Annotated in this window: 12 protein-coding genes and 1 tRNA gene; 10 read left to right on the forward strand and 3 right to left on the reverse strand. The window is 73.0% G+C overall.

Translation table 11 applies throughout. The features are described from left to right. Positions 1–116 precede the first annotated feature (116 nt). The 3 genes from VR894_RS02610 to VR894_RS02620 are packed head-to-tail and all read left to right on the forward strand — an operon-like array spanning position 117 to position 3,000. A complete protein-coding gene (locus VR894_RS02610; protein WP_324649746.1) occupies positions 117–1,547 on the forward strand; it encodes a peptidoglycan DD-metalloendopeptidase family protein in 1,431 nt (476 codons plus the stop codon). Next, the gene (locus VR894_RS02615; protein ID WP_324649747.1) at positions 1,532–2,359 is read left to right on the forward strand and encodes a glycerophosphodiester phosphodiesterase; all 828 of its coding nucleotides are present in this window, start codon (positions 1,532–1,534) and stop codon (positions 2,357–2,359) included. The genes VR894_RS02610 and VR894_RS02615 overlap by 16 nt, the downstream gene beginning before the upstream one ends. A 50-nt stretch (positions 2,360–2,409) precedes the next feature. Continuing rightward, positions 2,410–3,000, forward strand: a complete 591-nt coding sequence (locus VR894_RS02620) for a TetR/AcrR family transcriptional regulator (RefSeq protein WP_324649748.1) — start codon at positions 2,410–2,412, stop codon at positions 2,998–3,000. A 78-nt stretch (positions 3,001–3,078) separates the two neighbouring features. Here VR894_RS02620 and VR894_RS02625 read toward each other — a convergent pair. Next, positions 3,079–3,151 (reverse strand) — tRNA-Arg (locus tag VR894_RS02625). Positions 3,152–3,321: 170 nt separating this feature from the next. Here VR894_RS02625 and VR894_RS02630 point away from each other — a divergent pair. The 5 genes from VR894_RS02630 to VR894_RS02650 all read left to right on the forward strand — a co-directional run bounded on the left by VR894_RS02630 (position 3,322) and on the right by VR894_RS02650 (position 10,292). Further along, entirely contained in the window at positions 3,322–4,227 is a 906-nt protein-coding gene (locus VR894_RS02630; RefSeq protein WP_324649750.1) for a hypothetical protein, read from the forward strand. Positions 4,228–4,296: 69 nt separating this feature from the next. Next, positions 4,297–5,973 carry an arginine--tRNA ligase gene (gene argS, locus VR894_RS02635; protein WP_324649751.1) on the forward strand — a complete coding sequence of 559 codons (1,677 nt, stop codon included), beginning with the start codon at positions 4,297–4,299 and terminating at the stop codon, positions 5,971–5,973. After that, a complete protein-coding gene (lysA, locus tag VR894_RS02640) occupies positions 5,970–7,340 on the forward strand; it encodes a diaminopimelate decarboxylase (protein ID WP_324649752.1) in 1,371 nt (456 codons plus the stop codon). Before argS ends, lysA begins: the two co-directional genes overlap by 4 nt. 196 nt (positions 7,341–7,536) lie before the next feature. Beyond that, positions 7,537–8,865 (forward strand): guanine deaminase, encoded by a 1,329-nt coding sequence (locus VR894_RS02645; RefSeq protein WP_324649753.1) that lies wholly within the window; start codon positions 7,537–7,539, stop codon positions 8,863–8,865. Continuing rightward, on the forward strand, positions 8,862–10,292 hold the full coding sequence (locus VR894_RS02650) for an NCS2 family permease (RefSeq protein ID WP_324649754.1): 1,431 nt from the start codon (positions 8,862–8,864) through the stop codon (positions 10,290–10,292). The genes VR894_RS02645 and VR894_RS02650 overlap by 4 nt, the downstream gene beginning before the upstream one ends. Before the next feature lie 88 nt (positions 10,293–10,380). Here VR894_RS02650 and VR894_RS02655 read toward each other — a convergent pair whose 3' ends face one another. Both VR894_RS02655 and VR894_RS02660 read right to left on the reverse strand, forming a co-directional pair. Then, positions 10,381–10,839, reverse strand: coding sequence for a SufE family protein (locus tag VR894_RS02655; RefSeq protein WP_324649755.1), 459 nt, complete (start codon positions 10,837–10,839; stop codon positions 10,381–10,383). Between the two features lie 6 nt (positions 10,840–10,845). Continuing rightward, positions 10,846–11,598: an IclR family transcriptional regulator gene (locus VR894_RS02660; protein ID WP_324649756.1), complete on the reverse strand. Its 753-nt coding sequence runs from the start codon at positions 11,596–11,598 to the stop codon at positions 10,846–10,848. 260 nt (positions 11,599–11,858) lie between these two features. On the opposite strand from VR894_RS02660, the gene VR894_RS02665 reads away from it, so the two are divergent. Further along, positions 11,859–13,382 (forward strand): xanthine dehydrogenase small subunit, encoded by a 1,524-nt coding sequence (locus VR894_RS02665; RefSeq protein ID WP_324649757.1) that lies wholly within the window; start codon positions 11,859–11,861, stop codon positions 13,380–13,382. Beyond that, positions 13,379–15,952: a xanthine dehydrogenase molybdopterin binding subunit gene (gene xdhB / locus VR894_RS02670; RefSeq protein WP_324649758.1), complete on the forward strand. Its 2,574-nt coding sequence runs from the start codon at positions 13,379–13,381 to the stop codon at positions 15,950–15,952. Before VR894_RS02665 ends, xdhB begins: the two co-directional genes overlap by 4 nt.

The raw sequence follows: 15,952 nt of genomic DNA on the forward strand, positions 1-15,952 counted from the left end.
CCCGCGACGGCCGACCGTCTCGCGAGACGGCACCCGGGGGCGATAGACCCGCCGTGTGAGCTCCGTTACTCTGGGGCGAGCCGCGCAGACGCGGCCGTGGAGTCGAGGGGACGTGCATGTCTGAGCCAGGGAAGCCGCCGGCGCCGAGCGCCGATGCCCCTGCGACGGACGCCCAGCCCGCGGGTGACCAGCTGCTGGGCGCGCGGCTGCGTCGCGCCGGCGTGGCCGGTTGTGCGGCCCTCCTCCTCGGTGCGACCGCGCTGACCGGCGTCGGGACCGCCGGCCCGAGCACCGCCAAGCTCACGGGCAGTGCCTTCGTCCAGGCGAGCCTCAGGCTCGAGGCGGACGTCACCGAGGAGCCGGAGTCCTTCGGGCTCGGCGGCGGCGTGGTCCTCGTCAGCGAGTCGGTCGCGACCCTCAAGGCCGCGACCGGTGACGTGATGTCCGGGACGACGATGTCCGGGACGACCACGCAGGCGGAGGCGCCGGTGTGCGCGAGCTCCCCCGTCGCCCCAGGGAGCTACCGCCTCACCTCCCCCTACGGGTTCCGGACGCACCCGATCTTCGGCACCTACACGATGCACACCGGCAACGACTACGCGGCGCCACTCGGCACGCCGATCCACGCGGTGACCGACGGCACCGTCGTCTACACCGGTGCCGGGCGCCTCGGACGGTCGAGCGAGCTCGTCATCATCGAGCACACGGTCGAGGACACGACGTTCTACAGCTGGTACGTCCACATGTACCCGGACGGTATCTTCGTCGAGCCGGGCCAGCAGGTGCGCGCCGGCGAGGTCATCGCCGAGGTGGGGAACAACGGCAACTCCACCGGACCCCACCTGCACTTCGAGATCCACACGTCCGACGCCGGGCTGGGCCTGAGGAAGAACGCCCCGGCGCGCACGCTGACGGCGCTCACCGGCGACGTCACACCGAGCCCGACGGACGAGCCGGGTGAGGAGCCGACCCCGGACCCGACGGAGCCAGGTGAGGAGCCGACCCCGGACCCGACGGAGCCGGGCGCGGAGCCCACCCCGGACCCGACCGAGCCGGGCGCGGAGCCCACCCCGGACCCGACCGAGCCGGGCGCGGAGCCCACCCCGGACCCCACCGAGCCGGGCGCGGAGCCGACCCCGGACCCGACCGAGCCGGGCGCGGAGCCGACCCCGGACCCGACCGAGCCGGGCGCGGAGCCCACCCCGGACCCGACCGAGCCGGGCGCGGAGCCGACCCCCGACCCGACCGAGCCGGGCGCGGAGCCCACCCCGGACCCGACCGAGCCGGGCGCGGAGCCCACCCCCGACCCGACGGAGCCCGCTGAGGAGCCCACCCCCGACCCGACCGAGCCGGGCGCGGAGCCCACCCCCGACCCGACCGAGCCGGGCGAGGAGTCCGAGGACTCCACCGACGACCCCGCCGACGAGACACCCCGGCCGCGTCACCCCTTCCCGACCCGCGCCTACGGCACGACCGTCGACCCGGTGGCCTTCCTCGCCTCGCTCGGCCTCACGATGGTCGCGCCCAGCCAGTGCACGGCCTCCTGACCGAGGACCGGTCGAGGGGCAGTGGCTACCTCGGCCTGCCCGGCCCGATCGCGCTGGCGCACCGCGGCGGGAGCGCGGAGGTGCCGGAGAACTCGCGGGCTGCCCTCGAGCACGCCGCCGGGCTCGGCTACCGCTACTTCGAGACCGACCTGCACCGCACCGCGGACGGCGTCGTCGTCCTGCTCCACGACCCCACGGTCGACCGCACCACCGACGGGCACGGCCCGCTCGCCGAGCTCAGCTGGGCGCAGGCGGCGCGGCTGCGCGACCGGTCGGGTGGGCGCCTCGTGCGTCTCGACGAGGCGCTGTCCGACTTCCCCCGGCTGAGGTTCAACCTCGACCTCAAGGAGGACTCGGTCGTCGGTCCCGCCCTGCGGGTCGTCGCGGAGGCCGGGGCCGGCGACAGGGTCTGCCTCGCCTCCTTCTCCGACCGGCGGCTGAGAGTCGCGCGCCGGGTCACCGACGGCCGGGTCGCGACGAGCCTGGGACGCCGGGAGACCGCACTCCTCCTGACGGCCGCCGGGGTCGGCGGTCCCGTGCGTGCGGTCCCCACTCCGTCGGGCGAGGGACCGCGCCGGGCTGTGTGTGTGCAGGTGCCGCCCAGCCATCGCGGCATCCCGGTCGTCACACCCGCCTTCGTCCGGCGCGCCCACGAGCTGGGCCTCGCCGTCCACGTGTGGACCATCGACGACGCGCCGACCATCCACCGCCTGCTCGACCTCGGGGTCGACGGGATCGTCACCGACCGCCCGACGGCGCTGCGTGACGTGCTCCGCGCGCGCGGCGAGTGGATCGCGGACGAGGGGTTCTAAGGCAGGACATTCGCCCTTCCAAGGGACGAGCCGTGGTGCACAATTGGGCGATGACCCTCCACGAGCCGCCGACGGACCCGCGCACGCGGCGGACTCTGTCGCTCCTCGAGCGCGCGATGGGCTCCCTGCTGGAGACCCAGTCGATCAGCGAGATCAACGTCTCCGAGCTCTGCCGGGTGGCCGGCATCCACCGGACCACCTTCTACAAGCACTTCTCCTCCGTCGCGGAGTTCGCTGCGTACACCTTCGCGCGGCTCGTCGACGAGCTCAGCAGCGTCACCGACGACGACGTCCCCGACGCCGCCGAGGACGTGCCCGAGCACTACCGGCGGGCGCTCGTGAGGATGCTCGACCACATCGCCGAGAACCGCTCCGTCTACCGGCGGCTGTTCGCCTCGGGCGGCGACCACCACTTCCAGCGGATCTCCGCGGACGTCCTCGCGCAGCAGGCGGTGGAGGCCAACAGCCGGCTCGGGGACCGGGGGAGGGGCATCGACGTCGACCACGAGACCGCGGCGCGGATGGTCGGGGCGGCCTGCGCCGCCGCGCTCGGGGTCTGGTCGGAGCAGGACGAGACCGACTCCGAGCGGCGGTCCCGCGAGATCATGTCGCTGCTGCCGTCGTGGTGGCACCCGCGCTGAGCCCCGCGACGCCTCGGCCGCGAGCTGTGGCCGGCGCCGACCCTCGAGCGACCACGCTCGTCCCGGCACCGACCTCGGTGCCCCCGACTGGATTCGAACCAGCGACCTTCTGCTCCGGAGGCAGACGCTCTATCCACTGAGCTACAGGGGCAATGACCCCGGCGATGCTATCACCGACGGTCGGTCGGTCCGGACACCGGCCGCCGTGGCGAGCGCCACGTCGGCGGCTCGCCGTGCGACAGGCGGGGCGACACGCCATAGTGTGGTCGCCGCAGGACCGGGTGTGTGCCGCGCCCGGTGCCGGACGCGTGAGGAGACGACATGAGCCAGCAGCCGCCGACGGGCCCCACGGGCACGCCGGGAGACGCCGACGGTCCCCGCACGCCGGGGACGCCGGACGAGGCCGGTGGCGAGGCGACAGAGAGCTTCGCCCGCTCGCCGTACGACGTGCCCGACACCCGGCCGGGGACTCCGGCCGAACCCACCTACGGCCAGGCCCCGGACCCGGGCCGCACGATCTACTCCGAGGCCAGCACGACGGAGCCCGAGCCCGACGCGGTGCCCGAGGAGGGCCGCCGCCGCTGGGTCGTGCCCGTCGTCGTCGCGGTCATCCTCCTGCTGATCGCCGGTGGGATCGCCGCCGCCCTGCTCCTGAACGACGACGACGGCGAGCAGGACCCGGTCGCCCCCGCGACGGTCGAGGCGACCACCGACGCCGAGCCCACGACCGCCCCGACCACCGAGGACACGGCGGCCCCCACCGACGAGCCCACCGAGGAGCCGACGACGCCGGCCGCGACCCCCGAGCCGACCGAGCCCAGCACCGAGCTGCGCGAGGACCTCGAGGAGACCGTCTCCGTGGAGGACCTCACCTTCGAGCTGAGCGAGGAGGGCTTCGTCCCCGACGAGGGCATCGAGGGGGCCGTCGAGGCGTGGCGCGGCGTCTACGTGGCGGGTGAGTACCGCATCGAGATGCTCGCGACGCTCTGGCCGGACAACGAGGCCGCGGACGCCTTCGCGACGCGGCTGGTGGAGCGCACCGACGGTGAGCAGGTGGACACGGGCTCCACCTACACCAACGACACCGGCACCTACTGGGCCTTCTTCCCGGTCGACGGGGACCGTGAGCGCGGACGGTACGTGTGGACGACCGACCGCGGGCACGTCCTGGAGATCACCGGGCACTCGGACTACATCAGCCCGTTCTACTCCAGCTTCCCGCTCTGACGGACCGCCGTGGGCGGCGGCGCCGCCCGGACGCGGGGTGAGCCGGGCAGCGCGGGTACGCTGGCCGGCGTGACTCCGACCGAACTCGCCGCGCTCATCCGCTCCTGCCTGCTCGACGCCGTCGCCGACGGCACGCTCTCGCTGCCCGCCGAGGAGATCGGCGCCGTCAAGGTCGAGCGGCCGCGCCAGCGCGAGCACGGGGACTGGGCGACGAACGTCGCCATGCAGCTGGCGAAGAAGGCCGGGACGGCGCCCCGGGCGCTCGCCGAGACCCTCGCCGAGCGGCTCGGCCGGGCCGCCGGGATCGCGGCGGCCGAGGTCGCCGGTCCCGGCTTCCTCAACATCCGGCTGGAGGCGGGTGCTGCCGGCGAGCTCGCCCGCAGCATCGTCGAGGCCGGTCCGGCCTACGGCCGCAGCGAGACCCGCCGCGGCACCCGGATCAACCTCGAGTTCGTCTCGGCCAACCCCACCGGCCCCATCCACATCGGTGGCGTGCGCTGGGCGGCGGTCGGTGACTCCCTGGCCCGGGTGCTCCAGGCCACCGGCGCCGAGGTCGCCCGCGAGTACTACTTCAACGACCACGGTGCGCAGATCGACCGCTTCGCGCGCTCGCTGCTCGCCCGGGCCCGGTTCCAGGAAGCCCCGGAGGACGGGTACGGCGGCCAGTACATCAGCGACATCGCCGCCGCCGTCGTGGCCGACGCCGAGGCGGACGGCGACCCCGACCCGCGGACCCTGCCCGACGCCGAGGCCCAGGAGGTCTTCCGGGCCCGCGGCGTCGCGCGCATGTTCGCGGAGATCAAGGCGGCGCTGCACGACTTCGGCGTCGACTTCGACGTCTACTTCCACGAGGACTCCCTGCACGCCTCCGGCGCCGTCGACCGCGCCGTCGAGCGCCTCCGGGAGGCCGGGCACGTCTACGAGGACGCCGGCGCGACGTGGCTGCGCACGACGACCTTCGGCGACGACAAGGACCGCGTCGTCATCAAGTCCGACGGTGAGGCCGCCTACATCGCCGGTGACATCGCCTACTACCTCGACAAGCGCGAGCGTGGATTCGACGAGGTCATCATCATGCTCGGTGCCGACCACCACGGGTACGTCGGCCGGATGATGGCGGTGTGCGCCGCGTTCGGCGACACCCCGGGCGTCAACCTGCAGATCCTCATCGGCCAGCTCGTCAACCTGCTGAAGAACGGTGAGCCGCTGCGGATGTCCAAGCGGGCCGGCACCGTGCTGACGATCGACGACCTCGTCGACGCGGTCGGCGTGGACGCCGCCCGGTACGCGCTCACCCGCTCGTCCACCGACTCGATGCTCGACATCGACCTCGACCTGCTCGTCCAGCACTCCAACGACAACCCGGTCTACTACGTCCAGTACGCGCACGCCCGCACCCGCAACGTCATGCGCAACGCCGCGGAGCACGGCGTGCGCCGCGAGGACGGCTTCGCGCCCGAGCTGCTCGACCACCCGGCCGACGGCGCGCTCCTCGGGGTGCTGGCGCAGCTGCCGGAGACCCTCGAGCAGGCCGCCACGCTACGGGAGCCGCACCGGGTGGCGCGCTACCTCGAGACCGTCGCCGCCACCTACCACAAGTGGTACGACCAGTGCCGGGTCACCCCCCGCGGGGACCAGCCCGTCGACGACACCCACCGCACCCGGCTGTGGCTCAACGACGCGACCACCCAGGTGCTCGCGACCGGCCTCGGCCTGCTCGGCGTCTCCGCCCCGGAGCGGATGTGAGCGCCCCGACGGCGGCCCCCGAGCCGGTGGCCGGCGACCCCCGCACCCCGTGGTCGGGCACCGTGCGCCGGACCGCGGAGGGCAGCATCGAGGTCGGCGGCCTCGATGTGCGGGACATCGCCGTCGAGCACGGCACGCCCGTGTACGTGCTCGACGAGGCCGACCTCCGCCGTCGGGCCCGGGCCTTCGTCACCGCCTTCACCTCGGCGTTCGCCGACCTCGCCGGAGCCGACGTCTACTTCGCGAGCAAGTCCTTCGCGTCGGTCGCCGTCGACAGGTGGGTGCACGAGGAGGGGATGCACGTCGACGTCTCCACCGGCGGAGAGCTCGCGGTCGCACTGCGGGCCGGGGTGCCGGGCGACGCGATCGCGCTCCACGGCAACAACAAGTCCACCGCCGAGCTGGAGCGGGCGCTGCGCGCCGGGGTTGGCCGCATCGTCGTGGACTCCCTCGGCGAGATCGAGCACCTCGCCCACCTCGCGGGCGCCCTGGGACTGCCGGCCCCGGTGATGATCCGCGTGACGACCGGTGTGCACGCCGGCGGCCACGACTTCATCTCCACCGCCCACGAGGACCAGAAGTTCGGCCTCTCGCTCGCCAGCGGAGCCGCGCGCGCCGCCGTCGACGCCGTCCTCGCCCGGCCCGAGCTCACCCTGCTCGGCCTGCACTCCCACATCGGGTCCCAGATCCTCGACCTGGCGGGCTTCGAGGTGGCGGCCGGTGCCCTCCTCACGCTGCGCGCCGAGGTGGCGGCCGACACCGGCACGCTCATGCCCGAGCTCGACCTCGGCGGCGGCTACGGCATCTCCTACACCGGCGCCGACGTGCCACCGACGCCCGAGGAGATCGCGCCGGCGCTCGCGGCCGTCGTACGGCGCGCGTGCGAGGAGCTCGGCAGCGCCCCGCCGCGTGTCTCGGTCGAGCCGGGCCGCGCCGTCGTCGGCCCCGCCGGACTCACCCTCTACCGGGTGGGGACCGTCAAGCCGGTCGTCCTCGACGACGGGTCCGCCCGCCGCTACGTCTCCGTCGACGGCGGGATGAGCGACAACATCCGCACCGCCCTGTACGACGCCGAGTACACCGCGACCGTCGCCGGCCGCCGCAGTGAGGCCCCCACCGTCCTGTCCCGCGTCGTCGGCAAGCACTGCGAGAGCGGGGACATCGTCGTCCGTGACGTCCTGCTCCCCGACGACGTGGCGCCCGGGGACCTCCTCGCCGTCCCGGCGACGGGGGCGTACGGACGGTCGATGGCCTCGAACTACAACCTGCTGCCCCGCCCCGGGGTGCTCGCGGTGCGGGAGGGGCGGGCACGGTTCATCGTGCGGCCGGAGACCGAGGAGGACCTCCTCGCCCTCGACCTCGGCTGATCCACCTGACGGAAGTGTTCTTCCGAAAGTGATTGCCCGGCGGTGGCGGTACCAGTAGTGTGCGTCACGTGCCGGGGTCGTCGTTCGGCATGGATAACCTAGCGACCCCGCCGTCGACCGGACACAAAACCATGCCTCGGCCACGGGACCACCCGTGGTCGTAGCGTGGCTGTGCCGGGCTCGACGAGGAGCACCTGTGACCATCTTCCGTGCGACCGTCCTGGACACGCCGGGTGCGCTGGGCGACGGGCTGCGTGCCGACGAGGACTGCGCGATCGTCGTGCACGACGGCGTCGTCGTGGCCCGGACCGACCCGGCCACCGCCCGGGGGGCCTACCCGGGTGACGACGTCGTCGACCTGCGTGACGGTATCCTGCTGCCCGGGCTGGTCGACACCCACGTCCACTTCCCGCAGGTGCGGATCATCGGCGGCCTGGGGATGTCCCTGCTCACCTGGCTGCGAGACCGCGCGCTGCCCGAGGAGGCACGGCTCGCGGACACCGAGTACGCCCGCGGGGTGGCCCGCGACTTCCTCCGCTGCCTGGTGGGGTCGGGCACGACCACCGCGCTGGTGTTCGGCTCGCACTTCGCCGGCGCCGTCGACGCGCTCTTCGCCGAGGCCGAGCACACGGGGCTGCGCCTCACGTCCGGCATGGTGCTGAGCGACCGCATCCTGCGCCCCGAGCTGCTGCAGACGCCCGAGGCCGCGCTCGCGGCGGGGCAGACGCTGGCCGAGCGGTGGCACGGTCGGGGCCGCCTGAGGTACGCCGTCACCCCGCGGTTCTCGCTGTCCACGACCGCCGAGATGCTCGCGGTGTGTGCCGAGCTGATGGGGGACCCCGCCGAGGGCCGGCTCTTCACCAGTCACCTCAACGAGAACCAGGAGGAGGTCGCCGAGGTCCTCGGCCTGTTCCCGGGGAGCCGGCACTACGTCGACACCTACGACCGGCACGGCCTGGTCACGGAGCGGTCGGTCCTCGCCCACAACGTCCACCCCACCGACCACGAGCTCGAGGTGCTCGGGGCGGCCGGGGCGACGATCGCCCACTGCCCGTCGTCGAACGCGGCCCTGGGCAGCGGGCTGTTCCCACTCCGCCGGCACCTGGACGCGGGCGTGCGGGTCGCGCTCGGCTCCGACGTCGGTGCCGGCACGGGCTTCTGCCTCCTCAAGGAGGGCCTGCAGGCCTACTTCGTGCAGCAGCTGCTCGGCGCCCGGGGCTACCCGCTCACCGCCGCCGACCTGCTCCACCTCGCCACCCGCTCCGGCGCGACCGCGCTGGGCCTGGGTGACGAGGTGGGCGACCTCTCCCCGGGCAGGCAGTTCGACGCCGTGTGGGTGCGCCCGCAACCGGGCGGGACGCTGCGGACCGTCCTGCCGCACGCCGCGGACCCGACCGACGCGCTCGGCAGGCTCATCAGCCTCGGCTCACCCGCAGACATCTCCGCCGTCTGGGTCGGCGGCCAGCAGATCCACACCCCGCGACCAGTGCCGGTCGGCGGGGCCTCACCACAGGAGGCATCATGAGCACGACCAAGGAGCACGTACCCACGGGCGCGTCCGCGCCACGGCCGGACGGCACCCGCAAGGGCCGCCTCGCCGGTGGACCGCTCGACCGGTTCTTCGGTGTCACGGCAGCGGGCTCGACCTTCCCCCGGGAGGCCCGCGCCGGCCTGGTGACCTTCCTGACGATGAGCTACATCCTCTTCGTCAACCCCCAGATCCTCGGCGCGGCGATCGACGTCCCGAACGCCCAGGTCCAGCTGCTCATGACGACGGCCATCGCGGCCAGCGTCGGCTGCTTCCTCATGGGGATCGTCGCGCGCTACCCGTTCGCCCAGGCCCCCGGGATGGGGCTCAACGCGTTCTTCTCCTTCACCGTCGTCCTCGGCATGGGGGTGGAGTGGCAGACCGCGCTCGGCGCGGTGTTCATCTCCGGCGTCCTGTTCGTCATCCTCAGCGTCGTGGGCGCGCGCCGGGCGATCGTCATGGCCATCCCGCAGAGCCTCAAGCTCGCCATCATGGCCGGGATCGGCACCTTCCTCGCGTTCCTCGGGCTGCGCAACGCCGGCATCGTCGTCACGGACGAGGCCACGCTCGTCACGCTCGGGGACCTCAGCGCGCCCACCGCGTGGGTGGCGGTCGTCGGCCTCGTCATCATCGCCGTCCTGCTCCAGCTCAAGGTCAAGGGAGCGCTGCTGTGGGGCATCGGGGCGAGCTCCGTCATCGCGGTCCTCGCCGGCGCGCAGGTGTACGAGGGCGGGGAGGACGGCGCGCTCCAGGCCTTCCCCGGGTTCACCGACGGCGTCGTCGCGGCACCGGTCTGGCCCTCCGAGCTCGTCGGACAGCTCGACATCGCCGGGGCCGTGGGCCTGGGCCTGTTCACGGTGGTGTTCACCTTCTTCTTCGTCGACTTCTTCGACACGACCGGGACCCTCACCGGCCTGGCGCAGAAGGCCGGCTACCTCGACGAGCGCGGCGACATGCCGCGCGCCAAGACCGTCTTCGCGATGGACGGGGTCGCCACGATGTTCGGCTCCTTCATGGGCACCTCGACCACCGGCACCTACGTGGAGAGCGCCTCGGGCATCCAGGACGGCGGGCGCACGGGGGTGACCTCGACGGTCACCGGTCTGCTGTTCGTCGTGGCGATGTTCCTCTGGCCGCTCGCCGCGGCGATCCCCGGCGCGGCGACTGCGCCGGCGCTCATCCTCGTCGGGGCGATGATGATGGACGGGATCCGACACATCGAGTGGGACGAGATCTCCGAGGGTGTCCCGTCCTTCCTCGCCATCATCACGATGCCGCTCACCTTCTCCATCGCCAACGGGGTGAGCCTGGGCGTCATCAGCTACTGCGTCATCCAGGCGCTCACCGGTGGAGCGCGCAAGGTGCACCCGGTCCTCTACGTGGTGGCGGCGCTGCTCGCGGCCCGCTACATCTTCTTCGTGTGACCGGGAGCGCCGTGTCGCGGGGGGTGCGGCGTTGCGCGGGAGGGGCGGCACGGGCCGGCGGTGACTGTCGGCCCGTGCCGCTGCTCCGTCAGTCCGACACCCCTTGCGTGCCCACGGCCACCTGCCGCTGGACCCGTGCCAGCAGTGCCGTGAACCCGCGCAGCCGAAGTGGGCTCACCACTCCGTCCAGCCCGAGGGCGCCGGCGACGTCGCCAGGCAGAGCCAGCACCTCACTCGCCGGTGAGCCGTCGAGCGTCGTGTGCAGGACGCCTGCGAAACCGCGCGTGACAGGAGCGTGCGGCGCTGCAGCGACGTGCAGCCGGACCACGGCTCCGGCACCGCTGTGCTCGACGACCGCGAGCACCGACAGCGGGGACTGGCACTCCGTCACGGGCTCGAGCAGCTCGGGGTGGGAGCGGAGGTGCTCGGGCAGCTCGGGCAGGTCGTCGCCGAGCTCGATGAGCAGCGCGACGCGGTCCGGCGGTGCCAACGCCAGGAAGTCGCCGACGAGTGCGGCGAACCGGGCAGGCAGCGCGGCCTCGGACATCGGCGCTCAGCCCACCGAGAGCATCTCGGTGGAGATGTCGGCCGCGACCTCGTGAAGTAGCGGCACCGCTGCCTCGCCGAACTCGTACGTCACGCGGGCTGCGGGCCCCGAGACGGACAGGGCGGTCGGGGTCGGTGCTCCGGGAACCGGCACGGCGAAGCAGCGGACGCCGACCTCCTGCTCGCCGTCGTCGATGCCGTACCCACGTTCGCGCACGGCCGCCATCTCCTCGAGCAGCGCGTCGAGCGTGGTGATCGACTGCTCGGTCGCGGGCGGCATCCCGACCCGTCCGACGATCTCGCGGACGGTGTCGTCAGGCAGCTGGGCGAGCACCACCTTGCCCACGCCCGTGCAGTGGCAGTAGACGCGGCGTCCGACCTCGGTGAACATCCGCATCGAGTGCGAGGAGGAGGCCTGTGCGACGTAGACGGCCATGTCACGGTCGATCATCGCGAGGTTCGCGCTCTCACCCAGCTCGCGGACCAGGCGCTCCAGGTGCGGGCGGGTACCGGCGCCGAGCTGGCGTCCGGCGCTCTCGCCGAGGCGGATGAGCCGAGGGCCCAGCGTGTAGCGTCGCGAGGGCAGCTGGCGGGCGTAACCGCGCATGACGAGGGTGCGCATGAGCCGGTGGATCGTCGGCAGCGGCAGCTGCGCCGCGGCGGCGAGCTCGCTCAGCGCAGCGGAACCGCCGAGGTCGGTGAGCCCCTCGAGAAGGTCGATCACCCGGTCCACGGATTGGACGCTGGAGCCAGCCGACATGAGTCCTCCCGCACTTCGTCAGCAACGAAGGAGGGGCGATCGTCCCACCTTCCACACAACGGAAAGTCTATACCGATGTGGCGACCGCTCGGCGTGACATGTCGTCGACGGGGGATGCGACGCAAGGCCGAAAGCCCGGAGTGACTTATCATATCGCGGAAGTTTTCTTCCATTCATCTTGTGTGGCGCTTCGCGGAGGACTATCGTCCTGAACAAGCACCGTTGCTTGGGCGGTGGGGCAACTCGTCGAGGAGTGACACATGGACCGCAGGAGTATGACGGTCAACGGCCGCACCACGACGATGGACGTGTCCCCGCACGTGCGGCTGCTCGACTACCTGCGGGAGAAGGGTCTGACCGGCGCCAAGGAGGGTTGCGCGGAGGGGGAGTGCGGTGCCTGCGCCGTGCTCGTGGCTCGCCCCGACGGGGACGAGGGCACCCGATGGACCGCGGTCAACGCGTGTCTCCCGCCGGCGCTGGCCTTCGAGGGTCAGGAGATCCTCACCGCCGAGGGGCTGGGCACCGCCCCGGGCGCCTGCCGGGACGGCGATCTGCACCCGGTCCAGCGCGAGATGGCGGCGCGGGGCGGCTCCCAGTGCGGGTACTGCACGCCGGGCTTCGTCTGCTCGATGGCGGCGGAGTACTACCGTCCCGAGCGCACCCTGACCGACGGCGATGCCGCGACGTCCGACGACGACGCCGCGACGGGCCCGTCCGTCGTCGGTGCGGAGCACGCCGCGGACCACGAGGTCGGCCCGAACGGCTTCGACCTGCACGCGCTGTCCGGGAACCTGTGCCGGTGCACCGGGTACCGCCCGATCCGCGACGCTGCCTACGCGCTGGGCATGCCCGAGGAGGAGGACCGGGTGGCGCTGCGGCGGACCATGGCGGCCCCGCCGCCGCTGCCCACGCGCGTCGTCACCGCGGACACCGAGTTCGTCCGGCCGGCCTCGCTGGCCGAGTTGCTCGAGCGGTACGCGGAGAACCCTGACGCCGTCCTGGTGGCCGGTGCCACCGACGCCGGTGTGGACGTCAACATCCGGCACGCTCGCCCAGGCGCCGTCCTGGCCGTCGACCGGCTCCCCGAGCTGCGGACCCTGGAGATCGGCTCGGACACCGTGGAGATCGGGGCAGCCCTCACCCTCAGCGAGATCGAGCGCGGTCTGGCCGGGCGGGTCCCGCTGCTCGCCGAGTTCTTCCCACAGTTCGCCTCCCGCCTCATCCGCAACAGCGCCACACTCGGCGGGAACCTCGGCACGGCCTCGCCGATCGGCGACTCCGCCCCCGTTCTCCTGGCCCTGGACGCGGTGCTCGTGCTGGCGGGTACCGAGGGTGAGCGTGAGGTCCCGCTGGCCGACTACTTCACGGGCTACCGACAGACCGTCAAGGCGCGCGGGGAGATCATCCGCGCCGTGCGCATCCCCGTGCCGCTGGCCCGGCACACCGCGTTCTACAAGATCGCCAAGCGCCGCTTCGACGACATCTCGTCCGTGGCCGTGGCCATCGCCATGGAGCTCGACGGCGGCACCGTCTCCGAGGTGCGCATCGGGCTCGGCGGGGTGGCCGCCACCCCGATCCGGGCGCTCGCCACCGAGGACCTGCTGGCCGGGGCGGCGTGGGACGCAGCGACCGCCGCCCGCGCCGCGGCGTCGATGGCCGCCGAGGGCACGCCGATGGACGACCACCGTGCGTCCGCCCGGTACCGCGCGGCCATGCTCGAGCAGGCACTCCTGCGCTTCCACGCACAGTCCCAGCCGTCCACAGCCATGGAGGTGGCCCGATGACGTCCCTGGCCGACCGTCCCGTCAACCCGGTCGTCGGGCTGACCGTCTCGCACGAGAGCGCCGACCTGCACGTGACCGGTGCGGCGCTGTACACCGACGACCTCGTCGTTCGCACGCCCGCGGCGCTGCACGCCTGGCCCCTCCAGGCCCCACACGCCCATGCGCGCATCACCTCGATGCGCGTCGACCCCGCCTACGACGTCGACGGCGTCGTCAAGGTCCTCACCGCTGCGGACGTCCCGGGCGTCAACGACGCCGGCATCCACCACGACGAGCCGCTCTTCCCGACCGAGGCCCGCTACTTCGGCCACGCGGTGTGCTGGGTGCTCGGGGAGACCCTCGACGCCGCCCGCCGCGGTGCCGAGGCGATCGAGGTCGAGTACGAGACGCTGCCCTCCCTCCTCACGCTGAGCGAGGCGATCGCGGCCGGGTCCTTCCAGGGCGCCCAGCCGACGGTCTCGCGCGGGGACGCCGCCGGCGCGCTCCAGCGGGCCCCGCGCCGGTTCACCGGAGAGTTCGAGTTCGGTGGGCAGGAGCACTTCTACCTCGAGACCCATGCCGCCCTCGCGCACGTCGACGAGGCCGGGCAGGTCTTCGTCCACTCCTCGACGCAGCACCCGACGGAGACGCAGGAGATCGTCGCCCACGTCCTGGGTCTGACCTCCGCCGAGGTCACCGTCCAGCAGCTCCGCATGGGCGGCGGGTTCGGTGGCAAGGAGATGCAGCCGCACGGGCTGGCCGCGGTCGCCGCGCTGGGTGCGGTGCTGACGGGCCGTCCGGTGCGCCTGCGCCTCACCCGCACGCAGGACATGACGATGACCGGCAAGCGTCACCCCTTCCACGCCACATGGGAGGTCGGGTTCGACGAGGAGGGTCGGATCCTGGCCCTGCAGGCGACCATCACCGCGGACGGAGGATGGTCCCTCGACCTGTCCCAGGCGGTGCTCGGCCGCGCCCTGTGCCACATCGACAACGCCTACTTCATCCCCGACATCGAGGTCCTCGGCCGGATCGCGCGGACGAACAAGACCTCCCAGACCGCCTTCCGCGGCTTCGGTGGCCCGCAGGGCATGCTCGTCATCGAGGACATCCTCGGCCGGTGCGCGCCCGCGCTCGGGATCGACCCCGGCGAGCTGCGGAGCCGCAACTTCTACGAGCCCGGCCAGGCGACCCCCTACGGTCAGCCGGTCCGCCACGCCGAACGACTGCACGAGATCTGGGAGCAGCTGACGGACCGGGCCGACATCGCCCGTCGCCAGGCAGCGGTGGCCGAGTTCAATGAGACCCACGCCCACGTCAAGCGCGGGCTGGCGATGACCCCGGTGAAGTTCGGGATCTCCTTCAACCTCACCGCCTTCAACCAGGCCGGTGCCCTCGTCCACGTGTACAAGGACGGCTCCGTCCTCATCAACCACGGTGGTACCGAGATGGGTCAGGGGCTGTACACGAAGATGCGCCAGGTCGCGGCGACCGCGCTCGGAGTGCCCCTGACGGCGATCCGGCACGTCCCCACCCGGACCGACAAGGTGCCCAACACCTCCGCCACCGCCGCGTCCTCCGGCGCCGACCTCAACGGCGGCGCGATCAAGAACGCCTGCGAGCAGATCCGCGAGCGGCTCGCCGAGGTCGCGGCACGCAAGCTCAACATCCATCCCGACGACGTCCGCTTCGTCGACGGCAAGGTCACCGGCATCGGGTTCACCGACACCGAGATGTCCTTCGCCGAGGTGGTGCGCGCCGCCTACCTCCAGCGCGTGCCGCTGTTCGCCGCCGGGTACTACCGCACCGAGGGTCTGCACTGGGACTCCGCCCGCATGCAGGGGGAGCCGTTCAAGTACTTCGCCTACGGCGCGGCAGCCACCGAGGTCGAGGTCGACGGGTTCACGGGCGCCTACCGGTTCCTGCGCACGGACATCGTCCACGACGTGGGCGACTCCCTCTCCCCGTTGATCGACATCGGACAGATCGAGGGCGGGTTCGTCCAGGGCGCCGGGTGGCTGACCCTGGAGGAGCTGCGGTGGGACGTCTCGGACGGCCCCGGCCGCGGCCGCCTCGCCACCCAGGGGGCGAGCACGTACAAGCTGCCGTCCTTCTCGGAGATGCCCGAGCAGCTCAACGTCCACCTCTACGAGCGCGCCACGGAGTCCGGGGTGGTCTACGGCTCCAAGGCCGTCGGTGAGCCCCCGCTCATGCTCGCCTTCTCCGTCCGGGAGGCGCTGCGCCAGGCTGCGATGGCGTTCGGGCCGGCAGACCATGTACTCGAGCTCGCCAGCCCGGCCACCCCGGAGGCGGTCTTCTGGGCGGTGCAGGACGCGCGGGCCGCGGCTGACGGTCCGGCGACCGCCGAGGACGCCCGGGCCGACGCCGCGCCGGGGCCGGTCGAGGACGCCGACAACCTCGGGCTGGTTGCCTCGGGCGACGCCGTCGCTGCCGGACGGGACGGGCGCCTGGCCCACGCCGGCGGGGGGTTCACCGGCCACGGCGACGGTGCGGTCGACACCGGGCACCGGACCGTCGGTGCGGGCGCGGCGGGCAGCGGCGCGACCGTCGCGCGGGCGTCGGACGGCTGA

The sequence above is a fragment of the Georgenia sp. H159 genome (genome assembly GCF_035607575.1).
Lineage (GTDB): Bacteria > Actinomycetota > Actinomycetes > Actinomycetales > Actinomycetaceae > Oceanitalea.

Coding starts and splice junctions, on each gene's coding strand:
- VR894_RS02610 (WP_324649746.1), top strand. CDS start 117: ATGTCTGAGCCAGGGAAGCCGCCGGCGCCGAGCGCCGATGCCCCTGCG.
- VR894_RS02620 (WP_324649748.1), top strand. CDS start 2,410: ATGACCCTCCACGAGCCGCCGACGGACCCGCGCACGCGGCGGACTCTG.
- VR894_RS02630 (WP_324649750.1), top strand. CDS start 3,322: ATGAGCCAGCAGCCGCCGACGGGCCCCACGGGCACGCCGGGAGACGCC.
- VR894_RS02650 (WP_324649754.1), top strand. CDS start 8,862: ATGAGCACGACCAAGGAGCACGTACCCACGGGCGCGTCCGCGCCACGG.
- VR894_RS02655 (WP_324649755.1), bottom strand. CDS start 10,839: ATGTCCGAGGCCGCGCTGCCTGCCCGGTTCGCCGCACTCGTCGGCGAC.
- VR894_RS02660 (WP_324649756.1), bottom strand. CDS start 11,598: ATGTCGGCTGGCTCCAGCGTCCAATCCGTGGACCGGGTGATCGACCTT.
- VR894_RS02665 (WP_324649757.1), top strand. CDS start 11,859: ATGGACCGCAGGAGTATGACGGTCAACGGCCGCACCACGACGATGGAC.
- xdhB (WP_324649758.1), top strand. CDS start 13,379: ATGACGTCCCTGGCCGACCGTCCCGTCAACCCGGTCGTCGGGCTGACC.